The sequence below is a fragment of the Arthrobacter sp. FW305-BF8 genome (assembly GCF_021789315.1).
Classification (GTDB): domain Bacteria; phylum Actinomycetota; class Actinomycetes; order Actinomycetales; family Micrococcaceae; genus Arthrobacter.
The window spans coordinates 2,311,562-2,333,272 of record NZ_CP084561.1 but is presented as its reverse complement, the minus strand read 5'-3'; the positions used below and the strand labels follow the sequence as shown (position 1 = coordinate 2,333,272).

Sequence of the window (21,711 nt, the reverse complement as noted above, 5' to 3'; positions counted from 1 at the left end):
GGAGTCACTCCTTGATTGATGCTGGACGGATGCGGACGATGTTTTCAAGGCGTCCGATCCCGGTGATTTCGGTGGTGAGTACATCGCCGTCATTCAGGAAACGGGGCGGTGTCATGCCCATGCCCACGCCCCCGGGGGTTCCGGTCAGAACGAGGTCGCCGGGGCGCAGCGTGGTGAACTGGGAAATGTAGGAAAGAAGTTTTGCCGGGCCGAACACCAGGGTGCCCGTGTTGCCCTTCTGGACGACGTCACCATTGACGTAACCGACGACGTCAAACGGCCCGCCGACCTCGTCAGGGGTCACCATGACCGGACCAACAGGGGTGGTGCCGTCGAACGCCTTGCCCTGGAACCACTGCAGTGTCCGGTTCTGCCAGTCACGCATCGACACGTCATTTGCCACGGTGTAACCGGCTATCGCCGCTGCTGCCTGCTTCTCGTCTGCGCGGGAAAGTTCAGAGCCGACGACGACGGCCAGCTCGGCTTCCCAGTCGACACGGTCGCTTCCGCGGACCTCGATGGTGTCAGTCGCGCCCACCAAAGTGTCTGCGTACTTGGCGAAGAGAGTGGGATATTCGGGAAGTTCCCGGCCCATCTCCTGGATGTGGTCCGCGTAGTTGAGTCCGCAGCAAATGACCTTGCCGGCGTGGGGAAGAAGAGGAGCGAAGTCAACGGCCCGGGCCTCAATCATGACCCGCCCGGGAGCAGTGGCGGCTACCCGAACCACGTCCCGCCAATCCGGGCGGGCCAGCAGCTCCCCGACGTCAGAGGCAGGCAGGGCAACGTAAGCGTCGGCACCCGTGGCGAGTGCCGCCGTCGTTCCCTGTCCTGCCGTGCGCAAGGTGGCGAGTTTCATGGTCTAAGTCCCTTCGAGAATGATGTGTCGACTTTTTTACGATCGTCACATATGCTCAACGTAGCACGGCGGAATTGATCTGCACAGAGCCTTTCCGGAACTTTTTCAGGAGCCACCCCAACCAGGAGGAACAGCATGGGCCACAAGACAATCAACCCGGAGTCGCTTCCCAAACCGTCCGGGTTCGCGCACGGGATGCTCGCCGGAAATATGGTTTTCCTGGGCGGCCAGACAGCCCTGGACAAGAACATGAACATCGTGCCCGGCGGTATTGTCGAGCAGTTCACGCAGGCGTTTTCCAACGTCCTCACCACGCTGCGGGAGGCCGGGGGCCAGCCCGAGGACCTGGTCAACGTGACCATTTATCTCACCGACGTGGAGGACTACATGGCCAACGGCCGCGAAATTGGCCGTATCTGGCGTGAGATGGCGGGGTCGCAGTACCCGGCGATGGCGGGCATCGGCGTCACCCGCCTGTGGCAGAAAGAGGCGCTGATTGAAATTCAGGGCATCGCTGTGATCAGCGAACGCTGACCCGGGGAAATAAAAGGGGATCCGGCTGGCCTGTTGGCCAGCCGGATCCCTCTTTGTCCTAGGCGGCTTCCGCTTCCTCCACCAGGGCCATGGCGTACCGCTCCGCCATTGGCGCGATCAGGCGGTGGACGCTGAAGAAGATCCGGCGGGCCTCCGGCCCCTGCCAGCCCTGCGGCAGGTACTCAAGGGGCAGGCCGGGATCGCGGTAGGGCAGGCGCCGCCACAGGGTCAGCATCGGTACGTAGTAGCGGAAGGCATCCCGGCGCAGGTCAGCGGAAGACGCGGTCAACGCCCTTTCAGGATCATCCCCCACCAGCGCGGTCCAGTTCTCCAGCGATCCGCCGTAGATGTCCATAAACTCCGAAATCTGCGACTCCAGGGCCTCCAGATCCCACCATTGGGCAATCTTGGACCGCATATCTGAATCCGACGAGTAGTCGCCGGTGAAAAACTCAACGTACTGGTCCAGCCCCCTGGCTTGGAGCCGCTGCCTCGCGCCTTCACGCACTCCCGCGGGAGCGATCCAAACCCCGGCCCCCATGGAGCCAAAACCCAACCTGGTCAGCTCAGCGCGCAACTGGTGCCGGCGGTCCCGCATCGACTCAGGCACGGAAAAGATGGCAAGCACCCACGGGGCGCCGGTGGTTGCACGGTAGGGGGCGAAGATGCGCTCATCGCCCTCATTGATCAGCCTCAGTGAACGCTCGGAGAGTTCGTAGCGGGCCACTCCCCCGTTCTTGACGCTCGCCAGCACTCCCTTGGCCTTCAGGCGCGAGACGGCCGAGCGGACGCCGGGGGCATCATGGCCCAGGTCGCCGAGCATCTGGATCAGCACAGAAATGGGAAGCTGTCCGCCACCGCTACGCCCGTAGAGACCGTAAATGGTCAGGATGAGCTGCTGTTGGGGCAGCAAAGGAGCGGGGACGTCACTCATTCGATTGGCTTTCGATTCTGTCGGGGTCGCAGTCATCCCAAGCATATTTTAAGGACGCTGTGATCCGGCTCAGTGGCCCTTGAACGCTTCGGCCAGCCACCAGGCCCCGCCGTCGGAAGCAATGCGGGCATCGATGACGAGCGGCACATCGCGAGGCCCTGCCAGCCATTCTTCGACGGCTGCCAGATCGGCAACACTGCGGACGGTGACTCCGGCCGCCCCGTAGCCGCGTGCGATCGCGGCGATGTCCGCCGTCGGAAACCGCACAACTTCCATATCTGCATCATCAGCTTCGAAGTGGTGGACCTCGGCACCGTACGCGGAATCGTTGTAGACAATCGCCACGAGGGGGATGCGTTCACGGACCAGCGTTTCCAGTTCGGAAATGGCCATGAGGAAGCCGCCGTCGCCCGCCCCCAGGACGGGCAGCCGGTCGGGCCGGGCCTTGGCCGCGCCGATGGACGTGTACAAACCGAGGCCAATCGACTGGAAAGCCTGCGTGAAGCAGAATCCGAATTCATCCGGAACGGACAGGTACGCGCTGGGATAGCCCATGAAGTTGCCGGAGTCGATGGAAACGATCCTCTCGACGGGCAGGATGCGGTCCATCTCCCGGCTCAGCACACGGGGGTCAATGGCCTCGGGAGTAGACAGATCTTCTGTCTGTTCCGTGGTCCAGCGAGCATGCCGTTCAATCTGTCCTGCCATATCGGGCGTCCGCAGGCCCACTGCTCGGTGCTCGACTGACTGAAGCCTGGCAAGCACAGCAGCTGCAGTCTCTGCGCTGTCGCCAAGCACTCCGAGGTCGATGGGACGGTTAGCGCCGAGGGCGCGGTCCTCAAGATCCACCTGCGCCACCTTCGCGGACGCACCGATCAGGGAACCGTGGCGCATCGTCCACATGTTCAAGGCGCATCCCCAACCGACGATCAGATCAGCCTCGGAAATCGTAGCGGCCGTAAAAGGGGAGGAAAAGCCGCCGGAAATACCGAGATTGAAGGGGTTGCCCTGGAAGAGGCCGTGCGCGACGGCGGACGTTGCCACGAGTGCCCCCGCCGCCTCGGCCAGGGCGGCAATTTCAGGTCCCGCCCCTCGGCCGCCACGCCCGGCCACAAAAACCGGCCGCCGGGCATTCCGGATGAGCCCGGCCAACTGCTCCACAGCAGAATCCGATGGTGCTATCCGCTGTGGCGGAGCCAGTTGCCCCGGCTCAGCGCTCCCGTCGGGCACCGGCGCCGCCTGGATGTCGGTGGGCAGGGACAGTACGACCGTCCGGCGCTCGTTTACTGCCGTCCGGTATGCCCGGACCGTGTCGGCAACAGCCGTCTGGGGTGAGTGGATTCGCTCGGCCACTGCTCCAACGCTGCGGGCCAGGGCGTCCTGGTCGATCCTGAAGTTGGAACCAATGGCGGAAGCGGCCGTATCGGCAGTAACAACTATCATCGGCGTACGGCTCTTGGCAGCTTCGCCGATTCCGGTCACCGCGTTGGTCAGCCCGCAGCCTTGATGGGTGGAAACGACGCCGACCTTTCCGGACATCCGCCCGTAGGCATCGGCCATGGTGGCAGCGCCGCCCTCATGACGGGCCGCCGTGTAGGGCACGCCCGCCCGGCGCAACGCGTTGGTCACCACAAAATTCCCGCTGCCCACGACGCCGAAGACGTGGCCGACGCCCAGCCGGGCGAGCGTATAGCCAACGAGTTCGCTGACATTGCCGGCCACAAGGCCCGACGAAACGTCCGGTCTAGCTACGTCGCTGCCTTCGGTCCTGCTGGTCAAAACGGTCATTGTCTCTTCTCCTTTGGGAACAGCATGGGGGCAACACGCGGAAGCGGAAGCGGTCGACGTCAGTGTCGCAGCCGGGTGATTCGTCTAAAGCCCATGCTATCGCTAGATTTTTACGATCGTCAATAATTTGAAACATGCACCCTGTGCCGGCCACGAGCGGTCCGTCACTGTGAAGGGACCGGCGGGGTGGTACCGAGGAGTCCACGCCCGATCTCCTCGCCCACTTCGCGGAGTTTTCCGGCAAGCATCGCGGCATTGGGCGTCAATGGCCTGTCTGGGTGCAGCAATAGACCCACTTGTTGGGCTAGTCCGGCCAGGTGCAGTCCCAGCATCTGCAGGAGCGGCTCCGCGACTGCCATCGACTCGGGCATGAGGGCAAGGAATCCCTCCTCGGCCACGAGCGTACGCACGGTGGCAGGAGCTGCGGATTCGACGCGTTGTGCGGGAGGCGTAAGTCCGGCATTGCGGAAGTTCTCCTCGAGTTCGTCGCGGAGCGGAGTGTTTGCCAGCGGCACTACCCAAGGATGCCCGACCAGATCCTCCAGGGAGGGTTCCGGAAGGCCGTGCACGGGGTGCCATGGTGCAGCAACGACGCGGAAGTCCTCCCTGTATAACGGGACCAGCCGTAGCCGCGCCGTACTGGGATGATCCGTAACCCTGCCCACCAGCAGGTCCAGATCGCCGCTGCCCAGTTCCTGGATCAGGGCTTCGGGCGGCGCCTCCCGCAGCAGGACCTCCACCCGGGGCCGCTCGGCGGTGAACCGTGCCACGGCTCGCGGCAGCAGCAGGTTCGCGCCGGTAACGTGCGCGCCTACCCGGACCACGCCCGCTTCCGGGTCTGTGAGCTCGTCGACCCGGCGCCGCAGGGTACCCAGATGACCCACAATGGCCTTGGCGTGCTCGAGGCACGCCTGCCCGGCCAGCGTGGGTACCATGCGGCGACCGGTGCGTTCGAACAGCGAAGTTCCCACAGCGTGCTCGGCTTCCCGCAAAGCCCGGCTCATCGCCGGCTGCGTCAGATACAGTTCTTCCGCAGCCCGGACCAGACTTCCGTGTTCTGCAATGGCAAGCACGATCACAAGATGACGCAGCTTCAGGTGGGTGGTCAGCAGCGCCCGCAGATCCATTTCTTCATCCTACTGGCGCGCTGCCCGTGTCGCGGTGCCGTTTGCTGGCTCCGTGGCCCAAAGGAGACGAGGTTTATCCCTGACGGGGTCAGCGCGCAGCGGTTGCGGTCGTTCGGCGGAAAAGGGCGACTTCCCGGTCCCACTGGGCAGCCCCGCGGCCCGCTGCTTTGAGCACCTGCTTGCGAACCTTGCCGTTCTCGGTCTGGGGCAGTTGGTCTACGACGCGCACGAAGCGCGGGATGGCAAACGACGCCAGCCGTGGAGCGCAGAATTCACACAGCTCGCCGAAATCAACAGGCTCCCGAAGAACAAGTGCGGCCATCACCTCGTCCTCACCCAACTCGGAGTCGACGGCGTAAACAGCGGCGTCCTGGATGGCAGGGTGCTGCCGGAGCGCCTGCTCCACTTCGACCGAGGAGATGTTTTCCCCGCGGCGACGGATGACGTCCTTGATCCGGTCTACGAACCGAACCCAGCCGTCCTCGTCGACGACTACCCGGTCTCCGCTGTGGAACCAGAGGTCCTGCCACGCCTTCGTTGTTGCGTCGGCCATGGCGTGGTAGCCGGTTGCCATGGCGTGGGGCTGGTCGCTGCGGATCAGCAGCTCACCGGCCACGCCGCTGGGGAGCGGGACACCGTCGACGTCCACCACGCGGATGGAGAAGCCCGGGCGAACCTTGCCCATGTAGCCGGGGCGCCATAGATCCGGGGTTGATCCGATCACCGAGTTGGTTTCCGTCGATCCGTAACCGTCAAGCAACAGCACTCCGAACCGGTCGCGGAAAGGCTCGACCAGCCGGGCGGGGGTTGCAGGAGACAGGGCCACACGGATGCGGTGGTCCCGGTCGCCGGGCCCGGGATCCTTTCCTGCCAGAATCCCAACCATGGCTCCCAGGAGATACGTCACCGTGGCTCCGGCCGACGACGCGTCCGTCCAGAAACGGGATGCGGAGAACCTGGGGCCCAGGACGTACTCGCCCCCGCACTCGACCGCCTGCATGAAAGCGTTGAGGGCGTTCGTGTGAAACAGCGGCAGGCAGGTGTACAGGACGTCATCGGCCCTAAGCCCCAGCTGGTCGGACATGTTAACGGCCCACCAGTAGAACTGGCCCTGCGGACACAACACACCTTTCGATACCCCTGTCGTTCCAGATGTGTAGAGGATGGCGGCCGCCTCGCCCGGGGCCGTGCCCACCGGGTCAACGGCCGGGCCAGGTTCCGGAAGCGAGAGCACCTCGAAGGGTGCCTCCACGTCGAGAGCAGGTCCGTCAAGGACCCACACTTCTTTGAGGCTCGCCGGTGCCACTGCTGCGATGTGCGCCAGCAGTTCGGCTTCGGCCACCACCAGGGAGGCCTCGGAGTTCTCCAGCACGTGCCGCAACTGTTCACCCCGGCTTGCTGTATTCACTGGCACAGCCACGGCGCCGATCCAGGCACAGCCGAGGATCAGGTCCAGCAGTTCCGTCCGGTTCGAGGACATCAGCGCTACAGTTTGATGGCGCTCGATCCCGGCCCCGCGCAGGGTTCCTCCGGTCCTTGCGACGGCGTCCACCATGGCCTGGCTGTCGCGGCGGACATCACCGCAGCGGAACAGGGGCGCCGATGGAGCTTTCTGAGCGCGTTCAAGCAGCATCTGCGGGATGGTCAGTGGACGTTGGCGGCGTTCAGCGAGTGTCGAATTCATGGCTGATCCTCATTCACGGTGGAGCGGACAGGTAGATACGCGTGGACGCCGGAACCGGCGTTTGGGTCATTGGTCAGGGGCAGGCTTTGGCCCGGTTGGGCACCGGAGCCGGTAAGGCGTGCGACGACCATTGGACCGCGGTGGATGCTCAAGGTTGCCAGGACGGTGCCATCGGCCAGGGTCGTGCTCTGCTCCACGGTTCCGTGGGCTGCAGCCACTGTTGAGAAGCTGTCTCCTCCGCAGTGTGGGCAGAACAGCCGGGCGGGGAAAAGAAGGTGCCGGCAACTGCGGCATTCCTGCACCAGGGCGCTCATGCTCCGGCCTCCAGCACCGACATGGTGGCGCAGGCGCCATAGCGGTACAGGACCATGCCATACCCGCTGACCACAGCGTGGCGGGCCGGAATTTGACGTGCTCCTGCTGTGCCCATGAGCTGGCGGGCCGCCTCCACAAGTCCGTGCATTCCGCCGGCGGCTCCTGCCTGTCCGGCAGAGAGCTGGCCTCCGGACGTATTCACTGGCAGGTCGCGGGTGGAGATGTGGCGCTTGATGAAATTGGAGGCGTCTTCCCCTGCAGGCATTACGCCCAGGTCTGCGAGCTGGGCCACGACCATGGAAGGGTAATCGTCGTAGACGCAGGCCAGGTCCACCTCCTCCGGGCCGATTCCGGCTTCTTCCCAGCCAGCCGATCCGCATGCTCGTAGCCCGGTTTCCAGTCCGTCGCCTGCCTGCTGGTCGCCGTTATAGGAGGCACGCACCGTGAGGACCTTGGCCCGTGGTGTGCCGTTGCGCGGTTCGGCGACTAGGACCACGGCGTCGGCACCGGTTACCGGGGGCACGCAGTCGTAGCGGCCCAATGGTGTGGCAACAACCGGGGCGCTGAGGTAATCGTCCATGGTGAGGGGTTTCCGGTAGACGGCCGCGGGGTTGTCGGCAGCCCACTGGCGCTGGGCAATGGCGATGTGCCCGTAATCTTCACGGCTCAACCCCAGCGCTTCCATCTGACGGGTCGTGAGCATTGCGAACAAGGCATTCGGTCCCCTCATCGGCAACGGCGCCAGATGGTCCTCGGTCGCGCGGTTGTAGCTCGCCACCAACCGTGAGAACGCGGCCCCGTCCATCAGGTCGCCTGCCGCGAGAACGATGACTTTGGCGTCCCCGGCTTCGATGGCCCGAACGGCGTGTTGGAGCATTCCGCCCGCGCTGGCTCCGCCGTTTGTATCCTGCATCAGCCAGGTCAGGCGCAGGCCCATCCGCCAGGCGAGATCGATGGCGTGGTCGGGGTTGAGCGTGAAACTTGAGACAGCAAACCCGTCAACGTCGCCCGGCTTAAGGCCAGCCTCAAGCAATGCGCTCCGGACGGCCTGGGCAATAACGTGGGATGTGTCCGTCCCTGCATGGGGGTGTCGGGTGTACGGGGATTGTCCTGTCCCGATGATGGAGGCCGTCACGTCGGTCCTTCCTGATGGCTGTGAATGTTGCGATGGAACTGGCGGACCGTTAGGACACGCTTTCAACAGTTGCCTGTCCCGTTTCCTGGTGCTGATCGGCGCGCTTTTTCCCGCCCGCGGCAGCGACGGCAATCAGGGTTACGACTACCATTCCGATGAGGTACAGCGACACCGGCGCGGAGGAATTGGAGTTCAGCAACAAGGCCGTGGCGATCAGGGGCGCGAAACCGCCGGCGAAGACGGCTGCTACTTCGTGCGCGATTGCCATGCCCGAGTACCGGACTTCGGCGGAGAACAGTTCATGGAAGAACGCCGGCTGCGTTCCGATCATCGCCCCGTGGCAAACACCGTTAGCGATCAGGAAGGCGAGGATGACCACCGCGGGGGTGTTGGCGTCGATCATCGCAAAGAACGGGTAGGCCATCACGCCCATCCCGATCGCACCAAACGCGTATACGGGGCGCCGGCCGATCCGGTCAGAGAGGTACCCGAAGAAGACGTAGGTGCCAAAAGAAACCAGCATTGACACTGCCACGGCCAGCAGAAGAACGCCCTTCTCCACTCCCACATGGACCCCGTAGACGATGGAGAAGGAAAGGAAGATGTACGAGCCGCCGTTTTCAGCCACTCGCAACCCCATGGCCACGAGGATTTCGCGGGGATGGGCCCGCAAGGCATCCAGAGCGGGGACCCGGTGCTGGGGACGGCTCTCACGTACTTCGTTAAATTCCTTGGATTCCGGAAGCTTGAAGCGGATGTAGGCGCCAATACCAAGCAGAACCACACTCACGAGGAACGGCAGACGCCATCCCCAGGCAAGGAACTCCGGCTCTGGCAGCAGCTGGGCCAAGAAGAAGGCTAGAGACGACAACACAAATCCGAGGGAGATTCCGCCCTGGCTGAAGGCTGAGAGCATGCCCCGGCGTGAATGATTCGCATTTTCGCTGATCAGCAGAACGCCGCCACCCCATTCACCGCCCGCGGCGATACCCTGCAGGATGCGAAGAACGATAAGCAGCGTCGGTGCCCACAGCCCCACTTGCGCGTAGGTCGGCAGCAGGCCCATAAGTGCTGTACTGACGCCCATGATGGACAGTGTCAGGACCAAGGAATGCTTGCGCCCCAGTTTGTCACCAATGTGGCCGAAGATGATTCCACCTACGGGACGGGCGGCGAACCCGACGGCGAAACCGGCGAACGCCGCCATAGTTCCCACCAGCGGGTCGGTGTCTGCAGGAAAGAACAAGTGGCCAAAAACGACCGCCGATGCTGTGGCGTAGAGGAAGAAGTCGTACCACTCGAGCGCATTGCCCACAAGAGAGGCAACAACGTACCGCCGGACTCCAGGGCGCTGAGCCGATGGCTGGTGCTGATGATGATGGGACATTTTGTTGCTCCTTGGTGCCAACTTGGTTTGGCCTTTTTAGGGCTGACTCTGGGACCACTCCGCCCACTTCCCCGCAAAGGGGCATGCGGCATTCAAGCTTGGATCCGGTTTGTGTGACAGCCGTCACGATGACTCACCTTCAGTCTGACGCCGACAGCCGCCACCGTCGAATGCCTAACCTGCCAGGGCCTATGCGGGTTTGGGTAAGGGGTACGAAATACGGCCACAAGATGTTCCCGACCGCCCGTGCTGCTGCTAACGTCGCAGAAACTCGCCATGAGGCGAATCCCAGCGCGGCAACTCACCCCGCCTCGCCAAGATCAACATCCAAGGAGCTGTTATGGAACGTAGTGCTGTATCGGACACGGGCACGGGCTTGGCTTCCCTTCTTGAAGACCTTCGGACGGCTAAAACGCAAGTAGTGGACTTAACTACGCCCCTCTCCGCCTCCACCCCCACCCTGGAGTTGCCGGAGCCGTTTGTGAACCTCATCGATTTCTCGCTTGAGGAAGTCTCCGCCTACAACGAACCCGGACCGTTCTGGAAGCACCACAACATTCATACCGGCGAACACATTGGAACCCACCTGGACGCCCCTACCCACTGGGCCACAGGACGCGAAGGCAAGGACGTGGCCCAGATCGAGCCCGCGCGGCTCGTAGGTCCGGCGGTCGTCCTCGACGTCGCCGCAGAAGCCGCTGCTGACCCCGATTTTCTGGTCGATATCCAACACATTCAAGAATGGGAGTCCGAGTATGGTCCCCTGCCCGACGGCGGCTGGCTTCTCGTCCGCACAGGATGGGACCAACGGTCCCAAACCCGGGAGGCCTTCCTGAACAAAGACGAATACGGCAACCCCCACTCCCCCGGATTCACGGTCGAGTGTGCCCGGTGGATCGCCCAGGAGTCCGTGTTGTCCGGCGTTGGCGTGGAAACCGTCGGTATTGATGCCGGCAATGCCGCCGGACAGCAGCCCCCTTTCCCGGCCCACCACTACCTGCTGGGAAACGACAAGTATGGCGTCACTTCGCTGCGGAACCTGACGCAGCTGCCAGCAGCGGGCGCAGGACTGATCGTCGCCCCGCTGCCGATTGTTGGTGGAACCGGCAGTCCAGCCCGCGTGTTCGCTCTGGTCGGCGCGTGACACACCCTTGCGAAGGTCCGAGATTTCAACCTGACACTTCTGGCTTGTTCCGGGCAGCCGACCGACGGCGGGGGGCAGGGGTGGGTTTGGGTCACTGAGGCCTGCCACGATGGCTTGGCGATTAGGTCTGTCGGATATTGGGTGAAGCAGCTGGATGCGGCACTGGAGTCGTTGCTCGATGCCACTCTCGCCGGGCTGCGCCTGACCAGGCGCCAGTGGCAGGTCCTCAACACGCTCAGCTCTGGTCCGGCCACACCTGCGGCCGTGGCAATGCCCTGCGCCCCTTCACGCAGGCTGACGGCATGGGCGCCCACGAACAGGACATGGCATCGCTTGTTCAACGAAAGCTGGTGTTCCTGCAGGACGGCCTCCTGGTGCTCACCAACTCGGGCAGCGCACTGCACACCAAGGCGACGGGTTTGGTGGAGGCGGCGCGGGGCGACCGCACGGCAGGTGTTGGAGCCGATGAATACGCCATGGCTGTCAGCGTTCTCGAGCGTATGTGTGCGAACGCAGGGCGCAGCAAAGCTAACTGACGCCATCCTCCCCGAGGCCGCTGCAGGCCGCTGGGCTTCGCGCGATGTAGCCCGTCTGCCAGGTTGTGGCAGCAGGCAGGGCCTGGGCCCGCGCAAGGGCCCGTCCCTGGGCCTCATCGGAGACTCCGGACCGGTAAATCCCACCTGTTCATCGGTCTCGGCACCGCGGCCGCGGCCGCGGAGAAGGGCCACCGGGTGAAATACACCCTCGCCACTCGGCTCCTTGGGCTACTCCACCAAGGGGAAAGCCGGCCAAGTCGGATGGCTGAGCCGCGCCACGTTTACCGGCAACTAATCCGGACGCATTCGATCGAGGAACCAGGGATCGACCAAGAACAAGAAGTTTTCAGCGGCCATCAGGCAACCTTGATCTAAGTTCTTCTGCATACGAAGCGATGGCCTGACGCTGGTCTCGGGTGAATCTTCTGGCCTGCAGGTCGAGGACTGCCCGGCTGCCCAACTCTCCCACCCCCAGCAGCTGACCCACCCGACGGATTGCTTCGTCTATGTCCTCTGAATTTTCAATGATCTGGAAGACCTCGTCACGCCGATCCATGGCCTGTGCCAAGGCATCGTGGATCATCAATTGTTGCCTTGTCTGCCACTCATCCTCATCCATGCGGCGATTCTTGCACGACGGAAGTCTCTGGGACTCTGCGCCCCATTGGGAATCTTAAGCTTGGCACTTCATTTTTTGAGGGAAACCTGTACCGCACCGCCAGCAGGTCTCCTTGTGACCGATGCCGCCAAGGACCTGCTACGGAGCTGGTGGTGTCGATGTGTCGGCCAGAAAGGAACCAAGGCGCTTGCCGGTTTCCTCCGGCAACCAGAACCAAAAACGCTGTTGACCGTTCCCGGCATCAATGTCCAGCTCAACAGCAAAGCCTGGCTCGTCACCCATTATCCGGCTAAACCCAGGGGCCGGCTCTGCTTCCCCCGGCAAAAGGAGCCTACGGTGCAGCGTCACCGGTGTGAGTCCACTGATTTAGCGATTTTTCCAAGAGTGTCCACGACAAAGGAGCCGTGGGCAGGCAAGCGTGGACAGTTCCTGCAACGTCCTGGGAAGTCACGTTAGGACTGAATTCATGGCAGACCCAGACAGAACGGTCATTCTCGTGCTCGTGTATTATCCGGTTTGTGGACACCTCAGAGGGGACCGGACAGACAAGGCGACCTGCAACGGGCAGTCCCCCGGAGAAGATCCTTGCCGTCGCCTACGAACTGTTCGCCAGGCGGGGGATCCGCGATGTAGGAGTCGACGAACTGATCCGTGCTTCAGGGGTGGCCAAGGCGACGTTCTACCGGCACTTTCAGTCCAAGGACGACGTCGTCCTGGCCTTCCTTGAGCAGTGGTACCAGGAACGCACTGCCGCGATCGAGGACGCTATCGCCCGGAACGGGACCCGCGGCGAGGCGGCCATGCTGACCGTCTTCGACGTCTTTGACGACTGGTTCCGCCAGGGCGCGGTGCAGGTCAGTTCCTTCCTTCACGTGATGATGGAAATGGGTCCGGACCACCCTCTCGGGAAGGCGAGCATCCAGTACCTGGAAAAGACGCGGGAGCAGATCGCCGATCTCGCAAGATCCGCCGGCCTCGACAACCCCTACGACTTCTCCTGGTCAATCCACATCCTGATCAAGGGAGCCATCGTCGCCGCGGCGGAAGGTGACCCCCGCGCCGCTGCCCGCGCCAAGGACATGGCTACCCTGCTCATCGACAGCCACCGGCCCTGAAGTACGCCAACCCGGCAAACTTTCGCTAAAGCTAAATGCCAAAGCGGCTCGAATTAAGCCGCGACGGACGCTTCTTTTGTGGAAAGTGAGTGCGGTCAAACCAGACTGCGTGCTCAATTTGACTCATAGGAACATCGGGACGGCACGCATGTTCACCTAAACCTCAGGCTGGGTGAACGGCGGTAGGTCTTCCGGGTCCTGGACGTCATAGAGGTGCCGGAGCAGGGCCGCTTCCGGGCACGCAGGGGAGGCCAAAAGTTGCACTCCGAGGGTTGCGACCACGGCCGGAGAATCTTTCCGTTGCGGATTTTGGCCGTTTCAGTCGCGTGAGCGGTCGTGATCCGTTCCGGCCAGGGGCACCCGATGTCTCGGACCTAGCCTTCACATTCGACCAGTAGAGGTGGCCATCGCGTTCGGTGGCGATTTGGGACCGGTGACGGACCAGGAAGCATGAGTGGCAGGTAAACGCGTCATCCGCCTCGGGCACGACCTGGACAACGAGTTCCTCCGCGACGAACTCTCCGCCCGGGATGACGGTATCGTCCAGTGCGTCGGTTTCCTCGAGGTCCCGGACCACACTGTTGGTTTCGGCGCCTGGGCGGAGCGTAGCGCTTCAAGGGAACTGCCCTGGGATTCTTTGACGTCGGAACGCACTTCGTCGTAATCGGCTGCCACCGTGGGCGGCGATCCTTCCAATGTTTGATCTTTGGGGTAGCCAACGCACACCAACGGCCGGCAACGCTGACCCGAGCGGCTGGCCTAGTGGCGGCCGTTCCCGTCCTGTCCGCGCCAGGCCCGGGAAGCGTACTCGGGCGGTGAGGATATGCGTACGGCGAGATCGGGGCCGGCGGCGGAGTGGACTGTGCAGCAGATCCTGGAGGGGGGACCCGGACCACCGCCACCGGCCCTGCATCAAGCATCCAGCCATGAACTTGGAAAAACGTTGCATCTCCTTGGGGCGTGACGGTACGCGGGCGAGAGGATTTCGCACCGCTTCCCGGGGTTGCCCACGCCTTGCTCCGCGACCCAGCTAAGACGGGCCACAGCGCGATGCCCACGAGCCAGTTGATACTCGCGTTTCGACAAGGGCTGCATACAACGCCAGTGCATGCGCCGGTCATCCGGACGCATCCCGGGCAGGAAAGTTGGCCTTATCCGTCGGGCTGGCTGAGGGCAAGGGCCGTGACCCTTCTAATGCTTTTCGGCTCACGCCGCCCAATTCCGGACTGGCGAAAGGTCTACTTCGACGTTCCCGGAGGGGGCGGCGTTTCCGGCGGGAGCCGCGCGGCGAGGCGGACAGCAGGACGCTAAGAGGGGGATGCTGGTCCCCTTTTTGAGTGGGTGGGGGGTTTGCCAAGGGCAGGGAGGGCGTGCATTTATCCAAGGTCCGTGTTTCACGGTAGCGGTGTGGTGGGTGCCACTTACTGATCTGGCCTGGAAGGTACTGGGGGCCATTTCAAGTCCGAAGGAGTCAAAATGTTTGCGAATTTACTTAGCCACACAGCGCCTGACGGTGCAGCCCGAACCGGGTCTCGCCCGCGGCGGAGCCAGGCACGGGCCGCGGGCGGACTGGCATCTGTTGCTGCTGCCGCGCTGCTGAGTGCCGCCTTGTCGCCGTTGGCCGCGGTTCCTGCCAGCGCGGCGGCAGCCGGTGTGGGGCCTGTGGATCCGTCCAACGGCTTTCCGACCTGGTTTTCCGACGGCACGGTGAAGCTGCAGCTCTGCTACATGGCCGGTGCCGGGTGCCTTTCCGAGCCGCCGGACCCTGCCGCGCCGGCGTCGTATCCGGACAATTTCCCCGAGGAGGCGTTCTGGTTCCAGGCGTCCGCGACCGGCGGCAACCTCGGGCTCTATGAGGCCGGACTTGAAGGCGCCCACACCAACGGCGTGGTGGAGCCCGGGCAGCAGATGGGTTTCGCCAGGCTGCGGTTCCTCGTGGACAACCTCGTTCCCAACGCCACCTACACCATCGCCCACCCCTACGGCGTGAACGTTCTGACGGCCGCGCCGGATCCCAAGAACGCTGCCTTGGGCAGGATCAAAACCACCATTGACTCCGGCGTGTGCGCACCCAGCCCGACCGTGCCCTGCGACTGGGCAAGTGTCGGTGCCGCTTTCCTGGGTGACTACAAGGCCGGCAGCACCGCGACCTTCCTCCGCCAGGTGGGAGCCGCCCCCGGGACATTGGGTGACATCAACACAGCACGGACGGTCACCGGCGCGCCCTCCGGCACGAACGCCGTCGTGATCACCGGCCCCAACGCCGGAGGTCCCGGGATCAACACCCTCACCGTCAACACCTTCACAGTCCAGGGACTGATAGCGGAAGGGTCCGACGGCGTCCCCTCCGCCCCGGATCTGGCGGCAGCCAGTGACAGCGGCCGGTCCGCCACGGACAACATCACCAACGTCACGGCACCCACCGTCACCGGTGCCGTGGCAGCGGGCAGCACCGCGCCCGTGCAGCTGATCGTGGACGGGGCGGCCACCCCCGTGGCCACCACCCTGGCCGGCGGAAACTACTCCGCCCGGCTGGCACCACTGGGCCAGGGTGTGCACAGGATCCAGTCCCGGACCGCGAACCCAGCCTTCGTACCGGACCCGCTGACCGGTGTTGTCCCGGCCGGAGTTCCCCAGTTCCTGACCTCCCCGACGCTCACGTTCACCGTGGACAGTGCTGCGCCGGTGGCCTCGGTCATCGCACCGTTCCCGTCAACACCGACCCTGGACACCACCCCGACGCTGAACTTCAGCAGCGAAGCCGGCGCGAGATTCGAGTGCCAGCTGCTTCCCAGCAACACCGCCTGGGACCCCACCTGCGCGTCACCCAAAACCTGGGACGCCCAGGCCAACGGGACCTACGTGTTCAACGTGAGGGCAACGGACGCCGCCGGCAACGTCAGCGCCGTAGCCAGCCGGGCTGTCCGGATCGGCCCTGCCGACACCGTCGCGCCGACCGTCACGGGACGGACACCCGCATCGGCCGCGACCGGCGTGGGTACCGGCACGAACATCACCGCCACTTTCAGTGAGTTCGTCCAGGGAGTCTCCGGCGGCACGTTCACCGTGAAGAACGCCGCCGGGACAACTATTCCGGCGACGGTGACGTACGACCAGGCCACCCGCCGTGCAACGCTGAATCCCACCGCCCTGCTCACCCCGGGCACGTCCTACACTGTCATCCTGACCGGCGGCACGGCCGCCATCCGCGACCTCGCCAACCGGCCGCTCGCAACGACCAGCTGGCGGTTCACCACAGGCTCCGCGCCGACAGTGACCTCCCGGGCCCCGGCAGTGAACGGCACCGGAACGCTGAGGGCGGCCAACATCACGGCGACGTTCAGTAAGCCCGTGAACGGCGTCAGCACCGCCACCTTCACCCTGAAGAACGCCGCGACCGGCGCGGCAGTGGCGGCCACGGTCACCCGCAACGGGACCACCAACCAGTGGATCCTCAACCCGGCAGCCACTCTTGCCGCCAGCATCAGGTACACCGCCACCCTCACCGGCGGAACCGCCGCGGTACGGGATGTGGCCGGCACTCCCCTGGCCAGCACCGCCTGGAGCTTTACCACCGGCACAAGCTAACCACTCCATACCCAACGGAAAACCGTTCAGGAAGCACCGCCCCACGCATGTGCGGGCGGTGCTTCACGCTTCGGATTGGGCTGTGTCTCCGCTACGCATCCACGCCACATGCGAAGCTGTCCGCTTCGGGTTCGTTGCCCCTGGCATGCATCACCCTGGCGTGGTGTTTCAGGAGCCGGCGCCGAGGTGGTTGATGCCGGCTTCGGTTCTGCCCGGCAGGAGTGTCGCCGAGTCCGAACGCTGGGCCATTCGGGAACGCCTTTGGGAAGGCAGCGCGCCGGCCGGCGCTGCAGCGCCTACCGCGGTGCCCGGGCGAGTGCACTGTCCAGGATGGCCAGGGCGCCTCCTACGGCCGAGGCGCGCTGAGCTGGACTTCACGTGCAGGAATGAGCTGACCTGGGCAGCGCCCTCGCGGAACCAGTCGTCGAAGACGTCGATGATGGTCAGGATGGCTGCCTCGTCGCCCTATGTCTGTCACATTGGGTCTGGCCAATTTCCTATCCGGTTCATCGCCTGATGCTTTCGTCTTGGTTGTCATTCGGTATCCAGTACCGCATCCATGATGGGGCCGGGTTCCTGAGAGGAAACTGAGACAGGCAGGGCTCTCATTGCATCGGGACGGTTCAGCCTGAATCCTTGGTTTCATGGTTCAACGGGGTCCGTCGTCCTCAGCTGCGCTCCCGGTGCGCGTATCCGAGCAAATACGCCGGGGGCGTGGAGCGGGTCTGCTGCGTGGACTCCGATGGCAGTCCACCGTGGCGGCCTTGGCCGTCGTCGCCCTCGCCCTGCTGACCGGCGGGCTGCTGATGCTCCTGATACTGGGGTCGGCACTCGTGTCGGGGACTGACAGTCTGCTGCGGACCAAGGTGCAGGATGTAGCGGCCCTGATACATAACCAAGATGCCGAAGAAGCGAGCCTGGCAGTCGCCGCTACCGTAAAGAAAGACCCCTTGGTGCAAATCATCGACGAGACGGGGAGGGTAATCGGCGCGTCGGAGCCCAGGCTGATAAAAACTCCCCTCACTTTTCTCAGGCCGGCTCCTGATGAGAGCGCGACCGACAGCGTATCGGTGCCCGGTCTCCTAGGAGACGCCGACGAGCGCTACGTTGTGGTGTTGGGCGTTGATGATGAGGGCAGGAAGTATTGGGTCCTGGCCGGCCAAGCCATTCAGCCCCAGTCAGACACGGTCCGGATTGTCACCTGGCTCTGGCTGGTTGCCATGCCCTTGCTGCTGGGTGTGGTGGGCCTGTCCGTGCATTACCTGATCGGGCGTTCACTGCGGCAGGTGGACACCATCCGTACACAGGTCAGCTATATCGACGCGGGAAGGTTGAGCCAGCGGGTCGACGTCCCCGCGACAGGGGACGAGCTGCAGGCCTTGGCGGTCACAATGAATTCCATGCTGGACCGGATCGAAACAGCCGACCAAAGGCAACGGCAGTTCGTCTCCGACGCCAGCCATGAATTACGGGGTCCGCTCACGACCATCCGCACAGGCCTGGACATCTCTATCGCTGACTCCTCCGGAGAAACATGGCGGGGCATGCAGCCAATCCTCGCCGAAGAGACGCGTCGGTTGCAGGGCCTCGTGGAAGACCTCCTGACATTGTCCAAGGCCAATGACGAAGGACTGGCCCTCCGCAGTGAGGATGTCGACCTCGACGATGTTCTGGCCGCTGAATTGCGCCGAGTGAACGCCACAAGCCAACACCGGATCGTCGCTGATCTGGTCCCGGCCAGGATTACGGGAGACCCGGTCCGGCTGAGCCAGGCATTTCGGAACGTGCTCGACAACGCCGACCGCCATGCCGCAGGGACCATCGCCGTGAAACTGTCGGTCACCGCTAAGGCAGTGGTCGTGACCATCGACGACGACGGAGCCCCTGTGCCAGTGGCCGACAGGGAAAGGATTTTCGGACGATTCGTCCGCCTGGATGAAAGCCGGTCACGCCACCAGGGCGGCAGCGGGCTGGGACTGGCGATCGCCCGTGCCATAGTGGAGGCCCACGCTGGCCGAGTTATCGCAGCCGAGACGTCACAGGGATGGTGTCGTTTTGAGGTCAGTTTCCCGCCGATGGCCCCACTTGCCCCGCTGCCCTTTTGAAGTGCCAGTCGCAAAAACCTAATCAGGGCTGAGCCTGTATCCCATGCCCCGTATCGTCCTCAGCGTGTTGAGGCCGAACGGCTCATCGATTTTCCTGCGCAAATACCCGATATAAACCTCGACGACGTTGTCCCCGCCCCGGAACTCCGGGTCCCAGACGTTGTCGAGGATCTGAGCCTTCGACAAGACCTGCTCCGGGCTGCGCATCAGGTATTCCAGCAAACCAAACTCCCGGGCAGTCAGGGAGATGCCCTGGCCGTGCCGTGCCACATGTCGCGTTGTCGGGTCCAGCCTCAGGGAACCGACCTCCAAAACCACCGGCCGTTCGGGCGAACCGCGGCGAATGAGTGCCCGCAGCCGTGCCACCAGGACCAGGAAGCTGAACGGTTTGGTGAGGTAGTCGTCTGCTCCCAGATCGAACGCATCGGTTTGGTCGTATTCACCATCCTTTGCCGTAAGCATGATCACTGGCATCCAATTCCGCCGCTCCCGCATCTGCTTCAGAACCTCGTACCCATGCATACCCGGAAGCATCACATCCAGTACGACAACGTCATAGAGGTTCTCCGAGGCGGCCCACAGCCCATCAACACCGTCGTGGGCAACATCGACGACGAAACCGGCGGTCGTCAGCCCCTGCCGAATCGTCTCAGCGAGCAGGACTTCGTCTTCCACAAGCAGGACCCGCACGGTTGGCATCCTCTCACCTGTACCGGGACAAGCATCAGTGTGCGACTGACCGGGCCAAGTGTCCAGCAGCGGTATGCGAAGAATCATTTGAAAATGATGAGGAACGCAGGGCTGTCACACAGGTTATCGCGTTATGCCGGCGCGCAGGGCAGTGATGAAGCAGGGCAGTGATGACAAAGGCCCTGCATGGGGCACACCGAAATCCCGAACCGGCGATGGCAACACCTTCTGATGGTCGCTCAACCACCGATACGCGGTTGGACCCGACAGCCCGGCACCCAGCCCTTCCCGGAAGCTGGGAGGGTGATCCGGGGGCGACATGGAGCGGTGCAAAAGCACCGCCATTTATCGCCGCAAATTACAGTAGAGTCCGTTTCGTTTCAGCTGACGTTTCACCGTTACGGTCCTAGCTTTCAACCTGACACTCGGCGCTGTCTGCATGTGAAATTCGTCGGGGACCGAAAAGCCCTGCAGATCTGGACAGTGGCGCGGCTGGCGCGGATTTTGGGTTCTTCACAGCGCTGAATCCGGGCTGGGCTGCATGGTCGGTAATACCGACGCTTACGGCGGTACTAAGGACTGACCCGCTGGTCATCATCGCGTTCCGCGTGCTCCGGCCAGCCGCCCTTCCGGTACGCAGGAGTTCCTGCGGCAAGCACGGTCACTGCCAAGGCACAACTGCCGACCATGACACTGACCATCGACAGCGCATTTCCGCCCAGGACCCCCGTCAAAAGACTGACGAGCCCGGCGACGCCAGACTGCAGGGCTCCGATAACCGCTGTGGCCGTTCCCGCCATGTGGCCATAGTTGTGCAGTGCCAGTACGGAGGCGTTTGCCGGGATCATGCCTTGGGCTGACAGGACCAGCCACAGGCCGGCCATCAGGCCAAATAGGCCGCCGGTACCTGTCGCCACCAGCACGAGCAGCAGCAGGGCGAGGCCCAGCTGCACCAGGAGGGCGGTGCGCAGGAGACGGACGGGCGGGAATTTTCGAACAAGGGCGGCGTTGAGTTGCGCCGATAGGACAAGCGCGGTGCCGTTGAGGGCGAAGACGAGGGCGAATTGCTGGGCGGTGAGGCCGTATTCGTTCTGGAAGACGAAGGGGGAGCCCACCACGTAGCTCATGATGAGGGCCAGCCCAAGCCCGGGGATGACGGCCAGCGCCATGAAGTGCTTGTCCCGCAGCAGGGACCCGTAGGCTTTGGCTACATGGCTGGGGTGGCCCGGGCTGCGCCGGTCCTCGGGCAGCGTCTCCGGCATGAACTTCCAGACGATTGCCACCAGGGCGACCCCTATGAGCGCCAGTGCATAAAAGACCGCCCGCCAGTCCCAGAGTCCGGCGATGGCTTGGCCCACGGTGGGGGCCAGGAGCGGCGCGACGCCGATCACCAGCATTAGCCGGGACAGCAGCTGGGCGGCAGCGGAGCCGACGAAGCGGTCACGGATGACAGCGAGGGCCACCACGGCAGCGGCCGCGTTGAAGAAGCCCTGCAGCACGCGCAGCCCTGTCAGCGCTTCGATGTTCGGCGTCATGGAGCATAACAACGAGACGACCACGTGCAGCGAAATGCCGATGACAAGCGGCAGCCGTCGTCCGAATCGGTCCGAAAACGGGCCGATCACCAACTGCCCGATGCCGGCAAGGGTTCCGGACAACGTGAGCTGGGCGGCGGTCTGGGTGGTTTGGAGGTCAGCCTCCACGGCGGGCAAGGAGGGCAGATGCATGTCCGTGGTGAGGGCCGGAAGCGCGGCCAGGGCGCCCAGCACGAGGATGTACTTGAAGGTGCGCGGTGCCTGCTTGCTGGTGTTGTGGGGGTGGGACGGATCCATCACGCGGCAAACCTAACTTGTGTGAAAGCACGGGTCCGCCGCGTGGCTTGAGCGGTCCAACTGAAGTTATGGGAGTACCCGCGGCGAAGTCGTCCTAAACCGGCGTCCGCAGTCTGGCTGCCATGCGCGCTCCCCGGCGCCCCTGGCATTCTTCCGGGAATCCAGAGACCAGGGTGGAGAGGACTGCGAATGGTAGGCAGGGCGGCTCCTTACTTCCCAGTCCCGGGTTGCCTTGCCGTATGCGGTTGGGAGTGACCGCCTGCCATAACCTGCTGGTCCTGGAACACCTGGGTCTTGGCAAAGGCCCCTGTTCGTTGGCGGC

The 21,711-nt window shown here is 63.8% G+C and carries 17 protein-coding genes and 3 pseudogenes; 7 read left to right on the top strand and 13 right to left on the bottom strand.

The features are described from left to right. Positions 1-4: 4 nt before the first annotated feature. Complete coding sequence (locus tag LFT45_RS10430) at positions 5-856, bottom strand: fumarylacetoacetate hydrolase family protein (RefSeq protein ID WP_236808396.1); 852 nt, start codon at positions 854-856, stop codon at positions 5-7. 135 nt (positions 857-991) lie between these two features. Between LFT45_RS10430 and LFT45_RS10425 the strand changes: the two genes are divergently transcribed. After that, the gene (locus tag LFT45_RS10425) at positions 992-1,390 is read left to right on the top strand and encodes a RidA family protein (RefSeq protein WP_236808389.1); all 399 of its coding nucleotides are present in this window, start codon (positions 992-994) and stop codon (positions 1,388-1,390) included. 58 nt (positions 1,391-1,448) lie between these two features. Here the strand turns inward: LFT45_RS10425 and LFT45_RS10420 are convergent, their stop codons facing one another. From LFT45_RS10420 to LFT45_RS10390, 8 genes and pseudogenes are all read right to left on the bottom strand, one after another. Next, the gene (locus tag LFT45_RS10420) at positions 1,449-2,324 is read right to left on the bottom strand and encodes a PaaX family transcriptional regulator (protein WP_236808387.1); all 876 of its coding nucleotides are present in this window, start codon (positions 2,322-2,324) and stop codon (positions 1,449-1,451) included. Between the two features lie 69 nt (positions 2,325-2,393). After that, a complete protein-coding gene (locus tag LFT45_RS10415) occupies positions 2,394-4,112 on the bottom strand; it encodes a thiamine pyrophosphate-binding protein (RefSeq protein WP_236808385.1) in 1,719 nt (572 codons plus the stop codon). 164 nt (positions 4,113-4,276) lie between these two features. After that, a complete protein-coding gene (locus tag LFT45_RS10410) occupies positions 4,277-5,239 on the bottom strand; it encodes a LysR substrate-binding domain-containing protein (protein WP_236808383.1) in 963 nt (320 codons plus the stop codon). Positions 5,240-5,327: 88 nt separating this feature from the next. Then, positions 5,328-6,923, bottom strand: coding sequence for an ATP-dependent acyl-CoA ligase (locus tag LFT45_RS10405; protein WP_236808381.1), 1,596 nt, complete (start codon positions 6,921-6,923; stop codon positions 5,328-5,330). Continuing rightward, positions 6,920-7,141, bottom strand: coding sequence for a hypothetical protein (locus LFT45_RS10400; protein ID WP_236808380.1), 222 nt, complete (start codon positions 7,139-7,141; stop codon positions 6,920-6,922). The genes LFT45_RS10405 and LFT45_RS10400 overlap by 4 nt, the downstream gene beginning before the upstream one ends. A 42-nt stretch (positions 7,142-7,183) precedes the next feature. Continuing rightward, a pseudogene (locus LFT45_RS23500) lies at positions 7,184-7,237 on the bottom strand (hypothetical protein); the annotation flags it as partial. Further along, positions 7,234-8,373 carry a thiolase family protein gene (locus LFT45_RS10395; protein WP_236808378.1) on the bottom strand — a complete coding sequence of 380 codons (1,140 nt, stop codon included), beginning with the start codon at positions 8,371-8,373 and terminating at the stop codon, positions 7,234-7,236. The pseudogene LFT45_RS23500 and the gene LFT45_RS10395, both read right to left, overlap by 4 nt. A 49-nt stretch (positions 8,374-8,422) precedes the next feature. Further along, on the bottom strand, positions 8,423-9,760 hold the full coding sequence (locus LFT45_RS10390; RefSeq protein ID WP_236808376.1) for an MFS transporter: 1,338 nt from the start codon (positions 9,758-9,760) through the stop codon (positions 8,423-8,425). Between the two features lie 340 nt (positions 9,761-10,100). On the opposite strand from LFT45_RS10390, the gene LFT45_RS10385 reads away from it, so the two are divergent. The 3 genes and pseudogenes from LFT45_RS10385 to LFT45_RS10375 form a co-directional block, all read left to right on the top strand. Next, the gene (locus LFT45_RS10385; RefSeq protein ID WP_236808374.1) at positions 10,101-10,904 is read left to right on the top strand and encodes a cyclase family protein; all 804 of its coding nucleotides are present in this window, start codon (positions 10,101-10,103) and stop codon (positions 10,902-10,904) included. A 302-nt stretch (positions 10,905-11,206) separates the two neighbouring features. Further along, on the top strand, positions 11,207-11,440 hold the full coding sequence (locus LFT45_RS10380; RefSeq protein ID WP_236808372.1) for a hypothetical protein: 234 nt from the start codon (positions 11,207-11,209) through the stop codon (positions 11,438-11,440). A gap of 91 nt (positions 11,441-11,531) precedes the next feature. Then, positions 11,532-11,674, top strand: a pseudogene (locus tag LFT45_RS10375) (IS21-like element helper ATPase IstB); the annotation flags it as partial. Positions 11,675-11,786: 112 nt separating this feature from the next. On the opposite strand, the gene LFT45_RS10370 reads toward LFT45_RS10375, so the two are convergent. Further along, the gene (locus tag LFT45_RS10370) at positions 11,787-12,059 is read right to left on the bottom strand and encodes a DNA gyrase subunit A (RefSeq protein WP_236808365.1); all 273 of its coding nucleotides are present in this window, start codon (positions 12,057-12,059) and stop codon (positions 11,787-11,789) included. 518 nt (positions 12,060-12,577) lie between these two features. On the opposite strand from LFT45_RS10370, the gene LFT45_RS10365 reads away from it, so the two are divergent. Further along, positions 12,578-13,174, top strand: coding sequence for a TetR/AcrR family transcriptional regulator (locus LFT45_RS10365; protein ID WP_236808364.1), 597 nt, complete (start codon positions 12,578-12,580; stop codon positions 13,172-13,174). Between the two features lie 374 nt (positions 13,175-13,548). Here the strand turns inward: LFT45_RS10365 and LFT45_RS10360 are convergent. Further along, positions 13,549-13,849: pseudogene (locus LFT45_RS10360) on the bottom strand (DUF4193 family protein). A gap of 801 nt (positions 13,850-14,650) precedes the next feature. On the opposite strand from LFT45_RS10360, the gene LFT45_RS10355 reads away from it, so the two are divergent. After that, positions 14,651-16,762 (top strand): Ig-like domain-containing protein, encoded by a 2,112-nt coding sequence (locus LFT45_RS10355; protein WP_236808359.1) that lies wholly within the window; start codon positions 14,651-14,653, stop codon positions 16,760-16,762. A gap of 755 nt (positions 16,763-17,517) precedes the next feature. Beyond that, positions 17,518-18,867 (top strand): sensor histidine kinase, encoded by a 1,350-nt coding sequence (locus LFT45_RS10350; protein WP_236808357.1) that lies wholly within the window; start codon positions 17,518-17,520, stop codon positions 18,865-18,867. An 18-nt stretch (positions 18,868-18,885) separates the two neighbouring features. Here LFT45_RS10350 and LFT45_RS10345 read toward each other — a convergent pair whose 3' ends face one another. Together LFT45_RS10345 and LFT45_RS10340 are read right to left on the bottom strand one after the other, a co-directional pair. After that, on the bottom strand, positions 18,886-19,557 hold the full coding sequence (locus LFT45_RS10345; RefSeq protein ID WP_236808350.1) for a response regulator transcription factor: 672 nt from the start codon (positions 19,555-19,557) through the stop codon (positions 18,886-18,888). A 572-nt stretch (positions 19,558-20,129) separates the two neighbouring features. Continuing rightward, positions 20,130-21,389: a multidrug effflux MFS transporter gene (locus tag LFT45_RS10340; protein WP_236809268.1), complete on the bottom strand. Its 1,260-nt coding sequence runs from the start codon at positions 21,387-21,389 to the stop codon at positions 20,130-20,132. Positions 21,390-21,711: the final 322 nt, after the last annotated feature.

Coding starts and splice junctions, on each gene's coding strand:
- LFT45_RS10430 (WP_236808396.1), bottom strand. CDS start 856: ATGAAACTCGCCACCTTGCGCACGGCAGGACAGGGAACGACGGCGGCA.
- LFT45_RS10425 (WP_236808389.1), top strand. CDS start 992: ATGGGCCACAAGACAATCAACCCGGAGTCGCTTCCCAAACCGTCCGGG.
- LFT45_RS10420 (WP_236808387.1), bottom strand. CDS start 2,324: ATGAGTGACGTCCCCGCTCCTTTGCTGCCCCAACAGCAGCTCATCCTG.
- LFT45_RS10415 (WP_236808385.1), bottom strand. CDS start 4,112: ATGACCGTTTTGACCAGCAGGACCGAAGGCAGCGACGTAGCTAGACCG.
- LFT45_RS10410 (WP_236808383.1), bottom strand. CDS start 5,239: ATGGATCTGCGGGCGCTGCTGACCACCCACCTGAAGCTGCGTCATCTT.
- LFT45_RS10405 (WP_236808381.1), bottom strand. CDS start 6,923: ATGAATTCGACACTCGCTGAACGCCGCCAACGTCCACTGACCATCCCG.
- LFT45_RS10390 (WP_236808376.1), bottom strand. CDS start 9,760: ATGTCCCATCATCATCAGCACCAGCCATCGGCTCAGCGCCCTGGAGTC.
- LFT45_RS10385 (WP_236808374.1), top strand. CDS start 10,101: ATGGAACGTAGTGCTGTATCGGACACGGGCACGGGCTTGGCTTCCCTT.
- LFT45_RS10380 (WP_236808372.1), top strand. CDS start 11,207: ATGGGCGCCCACGAACAGGACATGGCATCGCTTGTTCAACGAAAGCTG.
- LFT45_RS10370 (WP_236808365.1), bottom strand. CDS start 12,059: ATGGATGAGGATGAGTGGCAGACAAGGCAACAATTGATGATCCACGAT.
- LFT45_RS10355 (WP_236808359.1), top strand. CDS start 14,651: ATGTTTGCGAATTTACTTAGCCACACAGCGCCTGACGGTGCAGCCCGA.
- LFT45_RS10340 (WP_236809268.1), bottom strand. CDS start 21,389: ATGGATCCGTCCCACCCCCACAACACCAGCAAGCAGGCACCGCGCACC.